General features: G+C 71.3%; 19 protein-coding genes. 7 read left to right on the top strand and 12 right to left on the bottom strand.

The features are described from left to right. Positions 1–89: 89 nt before the first annotated feature. Positions 90–1,019 (top strand): MBL fold metallo-hydrolase, encoded by a 930-nt coding sequence (locus OU415_RS18730; protein ID WP_270950165.1) that lies wholly within the window; start codon positions 90–92, stop codon positions 1,017–1,019. A gap of 10 nt (positions 1,020–1,029) precedes the next feature. Here OU415_RS18730 and OU415_RS18725 read toward each other — a convergent pair whose 3' ends face one another. Next, complete coding sequence (locus OU415_RS18725; protein WP_270950164.1) at positions 1,030–2,109, bottom strand: glycoside hydrolase family 172 protein; 1,080 nt, start codon at positions 2,107–2,109, stop codon at positions 1,030–1,032. A 131-nt stretch (positions 2,110–2,240) separates the two neighbouring features. Then, a complete protein-coding gene (locus OU415_RS18720) occupies positions 2,241–3,263 on the bottom strand; it encodes a beta/alpha barrel domain-containing protein (protein WP_270950163.1) in 1,023 nt (340 codons plus the stop codon). A gap of 147 nt (positions 3,264–3,410) precedes the next feature. On the opposite strand from OU415_RS18720, the gene OU415_RS18715 reads away from it, so the two are divergent. Both OU415_RS18715 and OU415_RS18710 read left to right on the top strand, forming a co-directional pair. After that, positions 3,411–4,166 (top strand): DeoR/GlpR family DNA-binding transcription regulator, encoded by a 756-nt coding sequence (locus OU415_RS18715; RefSeq protein WP_270950162.1) that lies wholly within the window; start codon positions 3,411–3,413, stop codon positions 4,164–4,166. Further along, complete coding sequence (locus OU415_RS18710) at positions 4,159–5,307, top strand: MFS transporter (RefSeq protein WP_270950161.1); 1,149 nt, start codon at positions 4,159–4,161, stop codon at positions 5,305–5,307. The genes OU415_RS18715 and OU415_RS18710 overlap by 8 nt, the downstream gene beginning before the upstream one ends. Positions 5,308–5,358: 51 nt before the next feature. Here the strand turns inward: OU415_RS18710 and OU415_RS18705 are convergent, their stop codons facing one another. The 3 genes from OU415_RS18705 to OU415_RS18695 form a co-directional block, all read right to left on the bottom strand. Continuing rightward, positions 5,359–5,775: a hypothetical protein gene (locus OU415_RS18705; protein WP_270950160.1), complete on the bottom strand. Its 417-nt coding sequence runs from the start codon at positions 5,773–5,775 to the stop codon at positions 5,359–5,361. 277 nt (positions 5,776–6,052) lie between these two features. Further along, positions 6,053–6,811 carry a nucleotidyltransferase family protein gene (locus tag OU415_RS18700; protein WP_408641868.1) on the bottom strand — a complete coding sequence of 253 codons (759 nt, stop codon included), beginning with the start codon at positions 6,809–6,811 and terminating at the stop codon, positions 6,053–6,055. A gap of 121 nt (positions 6,812–6,932) precedes the next feature. Next, positions 6,933–7,859, bottom strand: a complete 927-nt coding sequence (locus OU415_RS18695) for a branched-chain amino acid transaminase (RefSeq protein ID WP_270950158.1) — start codon at positions 7,857–7,859, stop codon at positions 6,933–6,935. 128 nt (positions 7,860–7,987) lie between these two features. On the opposite strand from OU415_RS18695, the gene OU415_RS18690 reads away from it, so the two are divergent. Continuing rightward, entirely contained in the window at positions 7,988–9,313 is a 1,326-nt protein-coding gene (locus tag OU415_RS18690) for an aminotransferase-like domain-containing protein (RefSeq protein ID WP_270950157.1), read from the top strand. Between the two features lie 126 nt (positions 9,314–9,439). Continuing rightward, positions 9,440–9,814 carry an FKBP-type peptidyl-prolyl cis-trans isomerase gene (locus OU415_RS18685; protein WP_270950156.1) on the top strand — a complete coding sequence of 125 codons (375 nt, stop codon included), beginning with the start codon at positions 9,440–9,442 and terminating at the stop codon, positions 9,812–9,814. 46 nt (positions 9,815–9,860) lie between these two features. Here the strand turns inward: OU415_RS18685 and OU415_RS18680 are convergent, their stop codons facing one another. Both OU415_RS18680 and OU415_RS18675 read right to left on the bottom strand, forming a co-directional pair. After that, positions 9,861–11,168, bottom strand: a complete 1,308-nt coding sequence (locus tag OU415_RS18680; RefSeq protein ID WP_270950155.1) for an MFS transporter — start codon at positions 11,166–11,168, stop codon at positions 9,861–9,863. A 46-nt stretch (positions 11,169–11,214) separates the two neighbouring features. Further along, on the bottom strand, positions 11,215–12,183 hold the full coding sequence (locus OU415_RS18675) for a 2-hydroxyacid dehydrogenase (RefSeq protein WP_270950154.1): 969 nt from the start codon (positions 12,181–12,183) through the stop codon (positions 11,215–11,217). 153 nt (positions 12,184–12,336) lie between these two features. On the opposite strand from OU415_RS18675, the gene OU415_RS18670 reads away from it, so the two are divergent. Both OU415_RS18670 and OU415_RS18665 read left to right on the top strand, forming a co-directional pair. After that, on the top strand, positions 12,337–13,203 hold the full coding sequence (locus OU415_RS18670; protein WP_270950153.1) for a dihydrodipicolinate synthase family protein: 867 nt from the start codon (positions 12,337–12,339) through the stop codon (positions 13,201–13,203). Positions 13,204–13,266: 63 nt separating this feature from the next. After that, a complete protein-coding gene (locus tag OU415_RS18665) occupies positions 13,267–13,944 on the top strand; it encodes a GntR family transcriptional regulator (protein WP_270950152.1) in 678 nt (225 codons plus the stop codon). A 64-nt stretch (positions 13,945–14,008) separates the two neighbouring features. On the opposite strand, the gene OU415_RS18660 is transcribed toward OU415_RS18665, so the two are convergent. The 5 genes from OU415_RS18660 to ribD form a co-directional block, all read right to left on the bottom strand. Then, entirely contained in the window at positions 14,009–14,404 is a 396-nt protein-coding gene (locus tag OU415_RS18660; protein WP_270950151.1) for a PH domain-containing protein, read from the bottom strand. Between the two features lie 32 nt (positions 14,405–14,436). Continuing rightward, entirely contained in the window at positions 14,437–14,934 is a 498-nt protein-coding gene (gene ribH / locus OU415_RS18655) for a 6,7-dimethyl-8-ribityllumazine synthase (protein WP_270950150.1), read from the bottom strand. Next, entirely contained in the window at positions 14,931–16,223 is a 1,293-nt protein-coding gene (locus tag OU415_RS18650; RefSeq protein WP_270950149.1) for a bifunctional 3,4-dihydroxy-2-butanone-4-phosphate synthase/GTP cyclohydrolase II, read from the bottom strand. Before OU415_RS18650 ends, ribH begins: the two co-directional genes overlap by 4 nt. Then, complete coding sequence (locus OU415_RS18645) at positions 16,223–16,870, bottom strand: riboflavin synthase (protein ID WP_270950148.1); 648 nt, start codon at positions 16,868–16,870, stop codon at positions 16,223–16,225. The genes OU415_RS18650 and OU415_RS18645 overlap by 1 nt, the downstream gene beginning before the upstream one ends. A 30-nt stretch (positions 16,871–16,900) precedes the next feature. After that, positions 16,901–17,636, bottom strand: a 736-nt coding sequence (ribD, locus tag OU415_RS18640) for a bifunctional diaminohydroxyphosphoribosylaminopyrimidine deaminase/5-amino-6-(5-phosphoribosylamino)uracil reductase RibD (RefSeq protein ID WP_270950147.1), incomplete at its 5' end; no start/stop codon positions are given.

The following is a 17,636-nucleotide window of genomic DNA, read 5'->3' as shown; positions in this document are numbered from 1 at the left end:
CCCGGTCGCGCGGCGAGGCACACTGGTGATCCACGACGATGATCGGCCCGGGAGGCCGCGCGCCTCCCGCAGCAGCTGGGAGGTCAGCCGTGAGAACCGATCCCGATCGCGCGGCGCTGTCCGAGGTCGCCCCCGGAGTGCACGCCTGGGTCCAGCCGGACGGCAGCTGGTGGATCAACAACGCCGGTGCGGTGTTCGGCGACGACGCAGCAGTGCTGATCGACACCTGCGCGACGGCGCAACGCACGCAGCGCTTCCTCGACGCCGTGCAGGCTGCCGGTGGGGACCTGCCGATCCGGTTCGCGGTGAACACCCACCTGCACGGCGATCACACGCACGGCAACGCCCTGCTCCCGGAGTCCACCGTCCTCATCGGACACCCGGCGACCCGCGACGGCATCCTCGACGACACGATGCTCCAGAACCCGCCTCCGGTCTGGAGCCCGACGCCGCAGTGGGGCATCGTCGAGCACCGCGCTCCGACGGTGACGCTGGAGGAATCGCTCACCCTGCACGCGGGCGGCCGCCGGGTCGAGCTGCACCACCCCGGCCATCCCGCGCACACCCGCGGCGACGTCGTGGCCTGGGTCCCGGACGCCGAGATCCTGTTCACCGGCGACCTGATCTTCCACGGCGTGACCCCGCTGGTGTTCATGGGATCCCTGGAAGGCGCGCTGAAATCCCTCGACTGGCTGGCCGGGTTCCGCGCGAGGACCGTGGTCCCGGGCCACGGCCCGGTCTTCCCCGGTCTGTCGCTCCCCCGCATCCTCGAGAACCACGCCCGCTACTACAGGTTCGTCCTCGACACGGCCCGCCAAGCCCGCACCGACGGCCTGACCCCGCTGGAAGCGGCGAAGCGCTGCAACCTCGGCGAGTTCGCGACCTGGCCGGACCCCGAGCGGATCGTCCTCAACCTCCACCGCGCCTACGCCGAAGCCGACGGCACCGACCTGGACCTGGCCGCAGCCTTCACCGACGCGGTCACCTACAACGGAGGCCCCCTCCGCTGCGCCGTCTGACCCCGCCGGGCTACAGCGGGCGCGGGATGCGCTCTTCGACCGGGGCGAGGGTGATCGGGAGCGCGGGGACGGTTTGGTACCAGTAGGCGACCGAGGAGACGTCGTCGGAGCGCTTGTTGGCGTGGCCGTGCTCGATGCTGACCACGATGGACTCGTCGAACACCACCGGATCTTCGACGTGGAACCGGTAGTAGGAGACCTGGCCGCTCCAGTTCTCCCCGCCCGGCATGGTCAGGCCGTGGTAGGGCGCGTGGTAGGTCTGGGCCGGGCACCACGCGGTGTTGAAGTAGTCCTCGGTGCCGGTGCCGTGCAGGCGCGGCGGCCACGGTTCGCCGTCGATGAAGAACATGTCGTCGCCCTCGCCGTACCAGTTCCAGTCGGTGGTGTGGCGGAGGTTGTGCACGTTGAGCACGGTGCCGACGTAGTGCCCGCGCCCCTGGGCCTCCAGGATCTTGTAGTTGCCCTCGCCGCCGATGTTGGTGCCGCCGAAGAGGAACTCCTCGTTGGTCTGGTCGCCCTGCTCGACGCCGTCGGTCGGGTTCTGCCGCCGCCACTGCGCGTGGAAGTAGCCCAGTTCCGGGTCGGCCTCGGTGTAGGTCTCGTAGTCGACGTAGTAGTAGAACGTCACCGGTTTGACGCTGAGCTCGCTGATCAGCTCGATGCGGGCGCGCCCGGCGAAGGGCATCGCGAACCAGCAGTTGAAGCCCTTGCCGTCCTGCGGGCTCATCTGCAGCGGCGCGGACACGAAGTTGGCGCTGCGCCCGTGGCCCATGCCGAAGAAGTCCCCCAGCGGCACCAGCACGGACGGCTGCGACTGGTCGTCCCAGGTGATCTTGAGGACGAGCCGCCGCAGGTAGTCGCCCTCCAGCTCGGCGGGCTTGCCCACGTGGTCCAGCGCCACCGTGCACCAGATGTGCGTGATCACGCCGGGGCCGCGGATGTCGGCCAGCTCGCGGGTCTGCCCCGGCTCGACGCGGACGTTGTCGGTGTTGCCCCCGGTGCGGTCCCAGCTCGACACCCGGCCGCGCCGCGTCGCCCGCAACCGGGGCAGGTCCCGCAGACTGCTGCCGTGATCGCCGTAACCAGCCAAGGCTTCCTCCCCAGAAGTGATGTGTGCCCCTGATCACTTCTTACCACGGGGAAAGGTCCGCCCGCGTTCATCCGAACCAGTGCTGTGGAACGCGAAGACGCCCCCGGCCGGGGGCGTCGTTCACCTGGTCCTCAGCGGGTCGGCGGCTGGTAGTTCTCGATGCGGCGCAGCACGTTCCGGATGCGAGCCCCGTAGAACGGCGAGAGCGCGTAGCCCGGGTAGCTGGCGAACCAGCTGGCGCTGCCAAGGCTCACCGCGTCGGCGCCCGCCCAGAAGTACTCGCGGCAGTCGTCGAAGCTGCGGATGCCGCCGGTGGCGATGATCGGCAGGGTCACGCCCGAGTCGCGCAGCTCCTTGACCACCCGCAGGCCGATCGGCTTGATCGCGCGCCCGGACAGGCCGCCGAAGCCGTTCTTCAGCAGCGGCTGCCCGGTGTTCGGGTCCAGCCGCAGGCCCTTGACGGTGTTGATCGCGGTCAGCGCGGACACGCCGTGCTTGGCCGCCAGCTTGGCGTGGGCGGTGTAGCCGTAGTCCGGCGAGAGCTTCAGGATCACCGGGTGGTTGCTGCGCGGCACCGCCTCGGCCAGCACCGACTCGATGATCTGGTCGAAGTCGAAGTTGACGTTGTGGCAGGAGACGTTGAACTCGACCGCGGCGATGTCGCCGGCAGGCACCGCGGCGTTGACCTTGTCCACCAGGGTCACGAACTCCTCGGCGGAGAACCCGCCGACGGAGATGATGGTGTTCTGCTCGCGGGTGCGCGGGTAGTAGTCGCGCAGGTAGGCGTCGATGCCGACGTTGCACCAGCCGAAGGCGTTGAGCCAGCCGCCGTCGACCTGCCGCAGCGCCTGCCCGTAGCGCTTGAGCAGCGCGGGCAGCTCGTTGAGCGCCCAGTCGTCCTTGGTGGTGAAGTGCCCTTCGCGGGGTTCGACGGTGACCGTGCGGGTGGTGATCGCGCCGAACCGCTCCAGCGGGACGAAGTGCGAGATCGGGCTCATGCCGTAGGCCATCACCTTGGCGTTGGCCACGCCGTAGCCGAGCAGGCTGGACGAGGTCACCAGGCGGTTGCGCAGTCTGATGTCGCCGAGCCGAACGCCGGCTTCGGCCGGGACGTCTCGCACCAATCGAAGGTTGCGCTCCTGGGCCACGCTCACGATCTTCCTCCTACGGCGTCGACGACCTGCGCGTCGCAGCGTCGACGTCCATTGTCCCCCATTCACCGCCACCCACCCCAGCGGGCTCGATCACATGCTCTGTTCGTTGTCTTGCATTTCGCACATGTCTGATGTTCGATCGAAACCGTGGAAAGTTCGGAACGCACATCGACCATCGTCGAACGGCTGCGGCTGGCCGAGCGCGTCACGGTCGCCGAGCTGGCCGAGGCGACCGGCTGCTCGGAGATGACCATCCGCCGCGACCTCGACCAGCTCGCCGAGCAGGGCGTCCTGCGCCGGGTGCGCGGCGGCGCGGTGAGCTTCCTGCGCGGCCACTCGGCGCCGTTCCCGCTGCGCGAGCGCGACGAGCTGGCGACCAAGCAGCGGTTGGCCGCCGCGGTCGACGAGCTGATCACCGACTGCGAATCGGTGATCCTCGACTCCGGCACCACGACGCTGGAGGTCGCCAAGCGGCTCGCGCACCGCCGCCTGACCGCGATCCCGCTGGACATGCACGCGGCGAACGCGCTGAGCAACGTCCCGCAGGTCGACCTGCTGCTGCCGGGCGGGCGCGCGAAGCCGGGCGAGCTGTCGTTCACCGGCCACCTCGCGGAGGCCTCGCTGCGCGCGCTGCGGGTGGACACCACGGTCCTCGGCGTGTGCGGGCTGTCCGCCAAGCACGGCCTGACCGCGCACGACCTGGAGGAGGTGCCGGTGAAGCAGGCCGCGGTGGAGGCCGCGCAGCGCGTCGTCGCGGTCTGCCACGGGGCGAAGTTCGCCCGCACCGGTCTAGGACTGGTCTGCCCGGTCACCGATCTCGACGTGGTCGTCACCGACTCCTCCGCGCCGGAGGAAGCACGCGCTGAACTGGCGGCGGCCGGAGTGGAGGTCCGCGTTGTCTGAGGCGATCGTGGTCCCGCAGCGGGCGCGGTGGGCCGTCACGGCGTACTTCACGATCACCGGCGCGGCGCTGGGCACCTGGACCGCGCGGATCCCGGCGATCAAGCAGGACCTCGGGCTGGACGACTGGCAGGTGACGCTGGCGCTGTTCGCGGTCGCGGCCGGTTCGGTGCTGGCGATGCAGGCGGTCGGGCACCTCGTCGACCGGTTCGGCAGCGCGCGGGTGCTGGGTCCGGCCGGGCTGGTGATGTCGGCGAGCCTGCTGCTGCCGGGTTTCGCCACCGACCTGCCGGTCCTGCTGATCGGCCTGCTGGCGTTCGGCGCCGGGCACGGCACCGTCGACGTCGCCATGAACACCCACGCGATGCAGGTGCAGCGCAGCTACGGGCAGCCGATCGTGAGCACCTTCCACGCGATGTTCAGCGTCGGCGGACTGCTCGGCGCCGGCGTCGGAGCGCTGGCCGCGCACGCCTCGATCGGGGTCGGCACGCACTTCGCGCTCGTCGCCGCAGCGCTCGCCGCGGTGTCGCTGCTGGCCCGGCGCGAGCTCCTCCCCCGCGAAATCCCCGTGCAGAGCAGCACTTCGCCGCAGCGGCGCGGGATTTCGCCGGGCATCGTGTTCCTCGGCGTCCTGGCGTTCTTCTGCTCGGTCGGCGAGGGGTCGATGGCCGACTGGTCGCCGCTGTACCTGCACGACGTGCTGGAGACGACCCCGGCGGTCGCCGCGATCGGTTACGCGGTGTTCTCCGCGATGATGGCCGTCTTCCGCTTCCTGGGCGATTTCCTGGTCGCCCGCCTCGGCCCGGTGGCGCTGGTCCGCTGCTGCGGCGCGATCGCCGGAACCGGCCTGGGGATCGGGCTGCTGCTGCACCACCCGGTGGCGGCGATCATCGGCTTCGCGCTGTTCGGCATCGGGCTGTCGTGCATCATCCCGCAGGTCTTCAACGCGGCGGGCAACCGCGACCCCAGCCGCAGCGGCCGGGACCTGGCGCAGGTCAGCACCCTCGGCTACGGCGGTCTGCTGGCCGGACCGGTGGTGATCGGCATGATCTCCAGCTGGACCGACCTGAGCATCGGCCTCGCGGTCCCAGCCGCCCTGGCCCTGCTGGTCGCGCTCTCCGCCCCGGCGGTCCGCCCCCGCTGATCCGGTCGTGAGTGCGTAACAGTGTTCGAACACTGTTACGCACTCACGACCTCAGGCCACCAGCAGCCCGACGCCCAGCGTCACCACACCACCGGCCAGCGACAGCGCGCCGAGCCAGACCAGCGCGATCAGCCGGTTCGGCCGGTGCACGTCCCGCCCCAGCGAGGACAGGAAGAACCCGGCCGACATCAGCGCCGCCGCAGCAGGCACCCCGAGCCGGGCCAGCCACCCGAGCGCACCGGTCAGCGCGGTGGCGTCGGCGAGCACCAGGCAGACCAGCCCGAGCGTGACGAGCACCCCGGCGTGCGCGTGCCCGGCGCGGGCGAAGTTGCGCTGGAACTCGGTCATCGGCACCTGCCCCCGGACGACCTTGGTCAGGAACCAACCGCCGAACTCGATCGTGACGATGGTCAACAGCGTGGCTCCCGCGACGTACTGGCTCGCCGCGCTCAACGACAACTCCGACATGCAGCCCCCTCAGATCACGTAACATCGTTATAAAACACTGTTACGCAACTGCGGTCAAGAGCCGGTGACGCCCGGACGAAAGCGCCCCCGCGCCCGTCAACCGGGCACGGGGACGCCTTTTCCGACGGGCGCCCGGCCCGCTGGGGGTTCCGGCCGGGCGCCTCATTGCCACGGAGGGGGGAGCCGTGACGACGGTGACTCTAGCCGATCTCTCACCCGAAAGAGATTCACATTGCGATCGGGGCTCCAGTCCCTGCTCACAGCGCCGAAGCCCGTTTCAGGCCAGGCGCTCCCGGCCACCGATTCCGCACAACGCGCGCGCCTCGTCGACCGCCGCGACCAACGAGTCCGGCGACAGGCCTGCGATCACCTCGTCCACCGCGCGCAGGCCCGCCTTGGCGAGCAGGCGCTTCTCGTTGGTCACCCACTCCCCTCGCGCCGCCAGGACCGCGTGCGCCGATTGGCAGGCCGCTTGGGCGATCGCTCCGGCCGTCTCGGCCAGACGGCCGTGGGGCGCGTGGTTCGCACGTGCGTAGGTCAGGACGAGCGAGGCTTGCTGCCACCAGACCGCCGGCGCGGCTTCCCGCAACGCCTGCGGGTACTCCGGGCGCGGCAGTTCGCCGTGCAGCACCCGGTTGATCGCCAGCTCGGCCAGCACCAGGTAGCTCGGGATGCCCGCCAGGTGGAACATCAGCGGCTGCCACTCGAACCGCCCGGCGCGGGCCTCGTCGAGCACGTGCTCGACGACGTCGAGGTCGCGGTAGTGGACGTCCACCGGTCGATCGTCGATCCGCAGCCAGGCACCGCCGTTGAACACACCACCGCCCCAGGCGCCGAGCTCGGACACCTCGCCCGCCCAGCCGACGTCTCGCAGGTCCTGCGGCTCGAACCGGCCGCGGTAGTAGATCGCGAAGTCCCAGTCGCTGTCGTCGCGGTGCGTCCCCTGGGCGCGAGATCCGCCGAGGCTCACCGCACGCACACCCGGCAGCCCGGCGAGCCGATCGGCGACCTGGACCTGAAATTCGGCATCTTCCAGCACGAAAAGCTCCTCCAACGCGTGAAAAACCAGCACGACCGGCGGGTTTCGCCTTGTCGTGCGCGGAGAACCCGCCGGTTCGGCGGGTGGAGATCACTGCGCGGAGCCCATGCGGCGGAGGTTACCAGCCGCGCTCGTCGACGAACGTCAGCCAGTGGCGGTAGCGCTCGTCCGCACCGGTCACAGCGGCATTGAACGCGTCGCGGATCTTGCTGGTCACCGGGCCGGGCGCGCCGATCTCCCGGTTGTCGACCGACTGCACTGGCGTCACCTCGGCCGCGGTGCCGCACAGGAACATCTCGTCGGCGGCGTAGAGGTCGGACCGCAGAAGGTTCTCGCGCCGCACGGTGATTCCCAGGTCCGCGGCCAACGTCCCGACCGTGTCCTGCGTGATGCCTTCCAGCGCACCGGCACTGGACGGCGGGGTGTAAAGCACGTCGCCGCGCCGGACGAAGACGTTCTCGCCGGAGCACTCGCTCACGTACCCGTCGGCGCTCAGCAGCACTGCTTCGTCGAAGCCGGCCTCGCGTGCTTCGAGCTTGGCCAGGGCGGAGTTCAGATAAGGACCGGTGGCCTTGGCCGCGGTCGGCACCACGGTCGGATCGTTGCGGCGCCAGGAACTCGTCATCAGCCGGACGCCCTGCTCGGCGGCGTCGCCGAGGTAGGCGCCCCACTCCCAGCTGCTGATCGACATCTGCACCTCAGCACCGGTTGGGTCGACGCCCATCGCGCCGTAGCCGAGGTGGGCGAGCTGGCGCACGTAGCAGGAGCGGTGACCGTTGGCGCGCACCAGTTCCACCGTCGCCGCGCGCAGTTCCGCCTTGTCGTACGGCAGGGCCATGCGCAGCATCTTGGCGCTGCGGAACAGCCGGTCCAGGTGCTCGTCGAGCCGGAACAGCGCCGGTCCATCCGATGTGGAGTACGCGCGGACTCCTTCGAACACGCCGGTGCCGTAGTGCAGTCCGTGGCTGAGCACGTGGATCCGGGCGTCCTGCCACGGAACGAGCTCGCCGTCCATCCAGATGTGGTCCGCCTCGGTCAGCGCCATCGCTGCTCCTCCCACCAAAGTGGCCGATCTCGCGATGTGGAACAAGCCACTTCACGATCAAGTGACACGTTAGCAAGTGGATCGCTCGACCACTAGAAGTACAGCCTCCCTGCGGCAGAATGGCGCGCATGCCTTCCCCCGATGTGGACCAGTTCGCCGCGCTGATCCGCGACCGGCTCCGCCACGGGAACGGACCGCTGAGCCGCCGGCTCGCCGCTGCGCTCACCGACCTCGCGCGCACCGGCGCGCTCAGCCCCGGCACCCGCCTGCCCTCCGAGCGCGACCTGGCCCGCGTGCTGGAGTGCAGCCGCGGCGCGGTCGCCGCCGCGTTCAACGCGCTCTTCGAGGACGGGATCTGCGAGCGCAAGCACGGCAGCGGCACCTACCTCGCCGCATCCGGTGCCGCCTCGGCGATGGACCGCTTGCTGAGCCCCGGCGCGGTGTTCGCCGATCTGTCCACATCTGTCGTGCCCGACCCCGCGCACCTGCAGCTGCCCAAACTGGATCCCGCCGCGCTCCTGCACACCCCGAGCAGGCACGGCTACGACCGGCTCGGCGAGCCGGGCCTGCTGGAACTGCTCGGCGACGTGCTGATCACCAGCGGCGGGCAGCAGGGCATCGACCTGAGCACCCGCTGCCTGGCCCGCCCCGGCGAAGCGGTGCTGGTCGAGGAACCCACCTACCCCGGCGCGCTGGCCGCCATCTCCAGCTGCGGAGCGCGGCCGGTCGCGGTGCCCACCGATCAGCGCGGCATGCTCCCCGAAGCGCTGGGCGAGGCGCTGACCAGGCACCGGCCCGCTTTCGCCTACGTGCAAGCCGTCCGCAACCCCACCGGCGCGGTCTCCGACGCCGAGCGCGTGCGGGAGCTGGCCGAGATCGCGCGGGCCGCCGACCTGCCGGTCGTCGCCGACCACACGCTGGCCGAGGTGGTGCACGAAGGCGCGCCGCCCGGCCGGTTCGCCGACACCCACCCGCACGGCACGATCGAGGTCCACTCGCTGTCGAAGGCGTTGTGGGGCGGGCTGCGGGTGGGCTGGCTGGTCGCCCCGGAACCGCTGCGCGCCCAGCTCACCGAGCTGAAGCAGACCGGCGACCTGGCGACCAGCACGGTCAGCCAGCGGCTGGCCGCAGAACTGCTGCGGCACAACGACTTCGCGACCTGGCGCGGCGAACTGGCCCGCCGCCGCGACCACCTGGCCACCGCCCTGCGCCAGGCGCTCCCGGAGTGGACCTGGACCCGCCCCGCAGGCGGCTTGTCGCTGTGGGTGCGCCTGCCCGGCACCGACGCGGACGCCTTCGCCGAACTGGCCCGCGAGAACGGGGTCGCGGTGGCCCCGGGCTCGATGTTCTCCGCCGACCGCCGCCACCGCGACCACCTGCGGCTCAGCTTCGCCCTGCCCCCGGAGCTCCTCGACCAGGCCGTCCCCGCCCTGGCCCTGGCCTGGGCCGGCTGACCGTCACCGCAGCTCGCGAACAGATAGCAGCACCGATCCCGCACCGGCAGGCGCCTGCGCTCCACATCGGATCGTCCGGGAGAATTCCCCAGCAGCGACGCAACCGCGAATCGAGGGAGAACGCCCGTGAACATCGAGAAGCCGAAGATCGCCAAGCCCACCGGTGAGCCGCCGGCCGAACTGGTGATCAAGGACATCACCGTCGGCGACGGCAAGGAGGCCACCGCGGGCACCGCGGTCGCCGTCCACTACGTGGGCGTCTCGCACAGCACCGGCAAGGAGTTCGACGCCAGCTGGAACCGCGGCGAGCCGCTGCGGATCCAGCTCGGGGCCGGTCAGGTCATCGAGGGCTGGGACCAGGGCCTGCAGGGCATGCGGGTGGGCGGCCGCCGCCAGCTCGTCATCCCGCCGCACATGGCCTACGGCGAGCGCGGCGCGGGCGGCGTCATCGCCCCCAACGAGACCCTGGTCTTCGTCTGCGACCTCGTGGACGCCCGCTGACCAGCGCCTCGGCTGCGGGTGCCGTGGGCCCACGGCACCCGCAGGGCTAGCCCAGGCGCAACCGCCGCACCGGGGGCAGCAGGAAGGCGTAGACCGCGGCACCGGTCAGCGCCACTCCCCCGGCGATCAGCAGCGGCAGGGCGAACGAGCTGGTCAACCCGGTGATCACGCCGATCAGGATCGGCGACACGATCCCGGCGATGTTCGCCGCGGTGTTCTGGATGCCGCCCAGCGAGCCGACGTGGCCGGGGGTCGGGGCGAAGTCCGCCGGGAGCGCCCAGACGCTCGCCGCGGCGAACGTGCTGCAGAAGTAGGAGGCGGACAGCGCGGTCAGCGCCACGCCCATCGACGGCGAGATCACCGCCAGGGCGATCACCGAGGTGCCCAGCAGTCCGCCGACCAGCGGGATCTTGCGGGCCACCGTCAGCGACACGCCGCGCCGGACGAGGTGGTCGGAGAGCAGTCCGCCGCACCAACCGCCGATCATCGACGCGATGCCGGGGATCATCCCGTAGAAGCCGAACTTCAGCAGGCTCAGGCCGTAGGTCTTGACCAGGAAGGTCGGGAACCAGGTGATGAAGAAGTAGGCGACGAAGTTGACGCAGAAGAAGCCGATCATCATCGCCCACACCGCGCGGAACCGGAACAGCTGGCCCCAGCTGACCACCTCGCCCGGCGGGACCTCCGCCTCCTGGTCGTGCTCGATGTGCGCCAGTTCGGCAGCGCCGATCCTCGGGTGCTCGCGCGGTTCGCGGTAGAACTTCCACCACACCAGCGCCCACACCACGCCGAGCGCCCCGGCCAGCACGAACGCCCACCGCCAGCCGAGGGTGGCGATCGCCAGCGCCACCAGCGGCACCGAAAGCGTTGCGCCCACCGGGTTTCCGTTGTTGAACGTCGCCGACGCGAAGCTGCGCTCGGAGCGCGGGAACCAGCGCGACACCACCTGCGCGCTCGCCGGGAACGCGGGCGACTCGCCGATGCCCAGCACCAACCGCAGCACGATCAGCGACGCCACGCCCCAGGCCAGGCCCATGGCCATCGTGGACAGTCCCCAGAGCAGGCTGGCGATCAGCAGCATCTTGCGGGGTCCCAGCCGGTCGGCGAGGAACCCGCCGGGCATCTGCCCGGCCGCGTAGGTCCAGAAGAACGCTGAGAGGACGACACCGCCGACGGCGTCGGACAACCCCAGCTCGTCGCTCATGAACGGCATGGCGACGCTGATCGTCGCGCGGTCGACGTAGTTGATCGCGATGCCGGTGAACAGCACCGCGAGGATCGCGTACCGGACCTTGCCGGTCCCGCCGCGCGCGGACCCGGTTCCGGTCGGCGTTGACCGGGGCGAGGTGACCATCAGTCCTCCTGAGGTGGAACCGCCGCGGGCCGCGGCGGGGTGGGGTTCAGCGCGGGCGGACGCCGTTGACGACGTCCACCGGCGGCCGACCGGCGAGCACCGCGGCGAGCTTCTCGAACAGCCGGTTGCGCAGGTTGTGGTAGGCCTCCCAGGTCACGCCGGCCGTGTGCGGGTTGAGCAGCACGTCGTCGCGGCCGCGCAGCGGGGAGCCGGTCGGCAGCGGCTCTTCGGCGAAGACGTCCAGCGCGGCGCCGGCGAGGCGCCCGGCGTCCAGGGCGCGGACCAGCGCGAACTCGTCGATCACCCCGCCGCGGCCGGCGTTGATCACGTAGGCGCCGTCGGGGAGGGTGGCGAGCAGGTCGTCGTCGAGCAGGTTCCGCGTCGCGTCGTTGAGCGGCAGGTGCAGGCTCAGGACGTCCGACCGCGCCACGACTTCGCCCAGTTCGAGGTATTCGCGGCCGGGTTCTGACGGCACCGGGTCGTGCACCACGACGGCTGCGCCGAAGCCGTCCAGGCGGCGGGCGACGGCGCGCCCGATGTTGCCGAAACCCAGGATTCCCACGGTGAGCGCGGAGAGATCCCGCCCGCGCAGTCCTTCCGGGCCCCAGCCGCCGCGCTCGACCTTGCGGTGGCCTCGCGAGTAGTGGCGCAGCAGGTGCAGCATCGCGCCGACGGTCCAGTCGGCGACCGCATCGGCGTTGAAGCCGGGCAGGTTCGCCACCGGGATGCCGCGCTCGGCGGCGGCGAGGTGGTCGACACCGTCGAAGCCGACCGCGACGGCCTGCACCAGCCGGCAGTTCGGCATCGCGTCCAGCAGCGCCGCGTCGATGCGCCGTTCCTTCTCCAGCGGGGCCAGCACGATCGTCGCGGTGGCCAGCTCGGCGCGGTGCGCTGCGAGGTCGGCGTCCGGCCCGATCTCGGTGATCCGCAGGTCGTCGTGCGGGGGCAGGTTCTCGCGAAGCTCCGCCTCGGTGATGTTGTTCAAGTCGTAGAAGCTGACGATGTGCTCGCCCATGCCGGGCTGCGCTCCTCTCCGGGACCGAGGCGCCGGTGAACTCGCGGCGCCGCACGGGACAGTGACACCCCGGACCAATTCCCGTCAACCGTTAACGAAACTTCGTTAACGGTTTACGATGTCGGGGAGCACCTCCGACGAAAGGAAGCCGACATGAGCGGCCAGCGCACCGTCATCACGGCGGTGACCACGCCCTTCCACCCCAGCGGTGACCTCGATCTGGCGGCCACCAGGGAGCTCTACGGCTTCGTGCGGAGCACCACCGGCCAGCTGCTCGTCGGCGGCACCACCGGCGAGTTCCCCGCGCTGAGCACCGGCGAACGGCTGCACCTGCTGGAGATCGCACTGGAACTCCTCGGCGAGCAGAACGTCATCAACCACGTCGGCGCAGCTGACGCGCGAACGGCGGCGCTGCTGACGCGTGCTTCGGTGCGCGCGGGCGCGCGGCGGCTGGCCGCGCTCACGCCGTACTACCTGCCGGCGACGCCGGACGAGCTGCACGCCTACTTCGGCAGCATCCGGGAAGCCGCCGGCGACGCCCAGCTCTACGCCTACCTGTTCCCCGAGCGCAGCGGCATCGACGTCCCGCCCGAGCTGTGCGCCGAGCTCGCCCGCGCGCACGGGATCGCGGGCGTGAAGCTCAGCGGCTCCGCCTCCCAGCAGGTCCGCGAGCACGTCGACGCCGGGCCGGACGGTTTCGAGGTGTACAGCGGCAACGACCGGGAGCTGGCCGCCGTGCTGGCCGCCGGGGGCGCGGGCGTCGTGTCCGGCTGCGCGGCCGGGCTGCCCGAAGCGTTCCTGGACCTGCTGGAAGCCGTGCGCACCGGCAACTCCGAGGCCGGACCGGTGCAGGACCGCGTCGACCGCGTCGTGGCGGCGCTCGGACCGAGCATCGGGCGGATCAAGTGCGCCCAGCGATTGCGCGGTCTGCCGGCCGGCGGTTCCCGCATGGCCGTCGCGGAACCGGACGCCGCGACGGAGGCGATCATCGCGGCGCTGGTCGGCGAGAGCGCAAGCTAACCTGGTAGCCGCCCCGTCGGCGAATCACCGGGCGGGGCGGTTCCGACTTGCTGAGGAGTGGTTTTGAGCTTCCCGTCCCTGGTGCAGCAGTCGCTCGGCGACCGGGTCGCGCAGGAGCTGCGGGTCCGCATCATCGGTGGGGAGCTGGCGCGCGGCACCCGGCTCATCGAGGACGTGCTGGCCGAGCAGTTCGACGTCAGCCGCGGCCCGATCCGGGACGCCTTCCGGCAGCTGGAGGCCGAGGGGCTGCTGGAAGCGCGTCGGCGCGGTGTGTTCGTCATCGGTCTCACCGAGGACGACGTCGACGAGCTCTACACGCTGCGGGGATCGCTGGAGGAGCTGGCGCTGTCGCTGGCCATGCGGCGGGCGGCGCCCGGCGACTGGGCGCAGGCCGAGGAGTGCCTGCGAGCCATGGAATCCGCTGCGCAGCGCCGTGACGCCCCCGCGTTCGCCCGCGCCGACCTGGAGTTCCACTCGCAGCTCTACCAGTTGTCCGGGCACCGGCGGCTGCGGTCGGTGTGGGAGCAGTACCGACCGACCTTCGGCGTGATGCTGGACGTGACCAACGCGCAGGACATCGACCTGCACCCGGCCGCCGAGGCCCACGCCGAACTCCTCCGCCTGGCCCGCGCCGGCGGCGAGGACGAAGCCGTGACCAACCTCCGGGGGCACCTGCTCGGCGCCCAGAACCGGCTCCGCTCCGCCCTCCGGGCCACCCAGGAACCGGCTGCCGGGAATTGACGCGAACGGAAACGAGGCCCGCGACCACATCCGGTCGCGGGCCTCGTCGCTGTTCAGGTCCGGGTCAGGCGTCCTGGGCCTGGCGCCGGAGTTCGCGCAGGTCGCGCATCGCCTTGATGGCCTGCTCGCCGTCGGAGGCCTGGATGGCCATGATCGGCACGTACTCGTCCTCCGGGAGCTCCAGGCGGGCCCACGAGGAACCGTCCGGGAAGGTCACCGCCTGCACCACCGGCCACGAGTAGCGGTGGGTGCCGATGATGTTGCGGATCTCCAGCCCTTCGGCGTCGGCGCGCAGCCTCGGCCGCGCCAGCAGCATCACCCCGGCCGCCAGCAGCAGGCCCAGCACGCCCATCGAGATCTGGTCGGACACCGAGAAGATCGCCCCGGTGGGGCTGTCCCTCAGCAGCACACCGACCACCGCGAACACGACGACCAGCACCACCGCGATCGGGATCGCCACCCGCCGCACCTTGCGCGGTCGGACCTCCAAGCTCACAGGAACCCCCGCTCGCCGTTCCAGCCCCGCAGCTCCCGCAGCACCAGCGCGGTCTCCAGAGCCGCCGCGGTGGCCTCGAAGCCCTTGTCCTCCACCGAGTCCTCGAACCCGGCCCGCGCCTCGACCTGCTCCACGGTGTCGCAGGTCAGCACGCCGTTGCCGACGGCCGTGGACTCGTCCAGCGCCACCCGGGTCAGGCCCTGGGTGACCGAGTCGCAGACGTACTCGAAGTGCGGGGTGCCGCCGCGGACGACCACGCCGAGCGCCACCACCGCGTCGTGCTGGTGCGCCAGCTGCTGGCAGACCACCGGCAGCTCCACGGAACCGGGCACCCGCACCACCGTCGGCTCGGCGATGCCCGCCTCCTCGGCCGCTGCCAGCGCGCGGGTGAGCATCTGCTCCACGAACCGCTCGTGCCAGCGGATGGCCGCGATGCCCAGCCGGAGCTCACCGGCCTTCGGCACGCTCACCCGCGGCCGCCCCTCGCCACTCATGCCGTCACTCCAGTCTCGCCGTTGATCGAGGCATCCTCGCCGTCGTCGAGATTGTCCAGCACGTGGCCCATGCGGTCGCGCTTGGTCCGCAGGTAGCGGATGTTCTCCGGGTTGGGGCGGATCGGCAGCGGCACCCGGTCCACGATCCGCAGCCCGTAGCCCTCCAGGCCGACCCGCTTGGCCGGGTTGTTGGTGAGCAGCCGCATCGACTTCACGCCCAGGTCGCACAGGATCTGCGCGCCCTGCCCGTAGTCGCGGCTGTCCACCGGCATGCCCAGCTCGACGTTGGCGTCCACGGTGTCGGCGCCGTTGTCCTGCAGCTGGTAGGCCTGCAGCTTGTGGATCAGCCCGATGCCCCGGCCCTCGTGCCCGCGCATGTAGAGCACGACGCCGCGGCCGGCTTCGGCGACCTTCTCCATGGCCGCGTCCAGCTGCGGGCCGCAGTCGCAGCGCAGCGAACCGAGGACGTCACCGGTCAGGCACTCGGAGTGCACCCGCACCAGGATGTCCTCGCCGTCGCCGATCTCGCCGTAGACCAGCGCCAGGTGCTCGATGCCGTCGAGGGTGCTGTCGTAGCCGAAGGTGCGGAAGGTGCCGTGCGCGGTGGGGATCCGGGCCTCGGCGACCCGCACGACCTGCTTCTCGAAGCGCCGCCGGTAGGAGATCAGGTCGGCGATGGTGATCAGCGCCAGGTCGTGCTCCTCGGCGAAGACCTCCAGCTCGTCGCGGCGGGCCATGTCGCCCTCGGACTTCTGGCTGACGATCTCGCACAGCGCACCGGCCGGCCGCAGACCGGCCAGGCGGGAGAGGTCGACCGCGGCTTCGGTGTGGCCGGGGCGGCGCAGCACGCCGCCGTCGCGGGCGCGCAACGGGACCACGTGGCCGGGGCGGGTGAGGTCCTTGGCCGTGGACTCCTCGCCGGCCAGCACCCGCAGCGTCTTGGCGCGGTCGGAGGCCGAGATGCCGGTGCTCACGCCTTCGGCGGCGTCCACGGTGACGGTGTACGCGGTGCCCTTGCGGTCCTGGTTCCAGTAGTACATCGGCGGCAGGTCGAGGCGGTCGCAGTCCTCGCCGGGCATGCCGACGCAGATGTAGCCGGAGGTGTAGCGGACCATGAACGCCACGAGCTCGGGCGTCGCCTTCTCCGCGGCGAAGATCAGATCGCCTTCGTTCTCGCGGTCCTCGTCATCCACCACCACGACCGGACGTCCGGCCGCGATGTCGGCCAACGCGCGTTCGATGCTGTCGAACTTGTTCGTGCTCACCGTGCCGCCAACCTCGGGGTTCATCACTGCGCCTCCCTGACGCCGCCATTGTCCCCCGAACGGACCTGCGCACCACGGGCCTGGTGGGCCAGCTGCGCCTCGGAGAGCCGTTCGAGGTGCTTGGCCAGCACATCCACCTCGATGTTCACTTCGTCACCCGGCGCCCGCAGGCCGAGCGTGGTCAGCTCCTTGGTGGTGGGGATGAGCGCGACGCTGAACGTCGACTCCCCCGCCTCGACCACGGTCAGCGAGACGCCGTCGACGGTGATCGAGCCCTTCTCCACCAGGTAGCGGGACAGCCGCGGCGGCAGGTCGAAGCTGGTGAGCCCGTCGGCAGCGGTGCCGCGCAGGACCGCGGTGCCGTCTACGTGGCCCTGCACGATGTGCCCGCCGAGCCGCTCCCCGAGCGCCATGGCGCGCTCCAGGTTGACCCGGTCACCGGCGGCGATGCCCTTGAGCGAGGAACGCCGAAGCGTCTCGGACACCACGTCGACCGTGAACAGCCCGTCCTCGACGGTCACCACGGTCAGGCACACGCCGTTGACCGCGATGGAGTCGCCGTGCTTGGCGTCCGCGGTCACCACGGGACCTCGGACGGTGAGCCGACAGCCGTCGGCCAGCGGTTGGACCGCCTCGATGGTGCCGAGTTCCTCGACGATCCCGGTGAACACTGCTGCCTCCCTGCGCACTGCCGGACCTGCTCAGCGCTCCTGGGGAACAGCGCTGATGCGGACGTCCGGGCCACTCATCGTCGTCTCTTCGATCTGCAACCGCCATGCCTGCGAGATGCTTCCCACTCCGGCATCTCCGAGGGCCGCCGGTCCGGCGCCGAGCAGCGCCGGGGCCACGTAGGCCAGCACCCGGTCCACGCAGCCGGCCTGCAGGAACGCCCCGGCCAGCCGCGGTCCGCCTTCCAGCAGCACGTCGACCACTCCGCACTGGGCCAACGAGGCGAGCGCGGCCCGGGGATCGCCGCCGGGCAGCTGGATCGTTTCGGCCGCGTCGTCGAGCACCTTCGCCGTCGGCGGGATCTCGCTGTCGCCGATCACGACCCGCAGCGGCTGCCGGTCCAGCAGCGCGCCGTCGGGGGCGCGGGCGGTCAGGTGCGGGTCGTCGGCGCGGACCGTGCCGGTGCCCGCGATGATCGCGTCCATCCGGGCGCGGATCCGGTGCACCTCGGCGCGGGACTCGGCGGAGCTGATCCACTTGCTGGTGCCGTCCGCGGCTGCCGAACGCCCGTCGAGGGTGGCCGCGTACTTCCAGGTCACGTGCGGTCGTCCGGTGCGGGCGAAGTGCAGCCAGGCGCGCAGCGGCCCGGCTTCGACCTCGTCGGCCAGCAGTCCGCTGAGGACGTCGACTCCGGCCGCGCGCAGGGTTTCCGCGCCACCGCTGGCGAGCGGGTTGGGGTCGGAGGCGGCGTGCACGACGCGCGCGACA

It is taken from the genome of Saccharopolyspora oryzae (genome assembly GCF_027853915.1).
Lineage (GTDB): Bacteria > Actinomycetota > Actinomycetes > Mycobacteriales > Pseudonocardiaceae > Saccharopolyspora > Saccharopolyspora oryzae.
The sequence above is the reverse complement of the archived record's forward strand: the minus strand, read 5'-3'. Positions and strand labels throughout refer to the sequence as shown.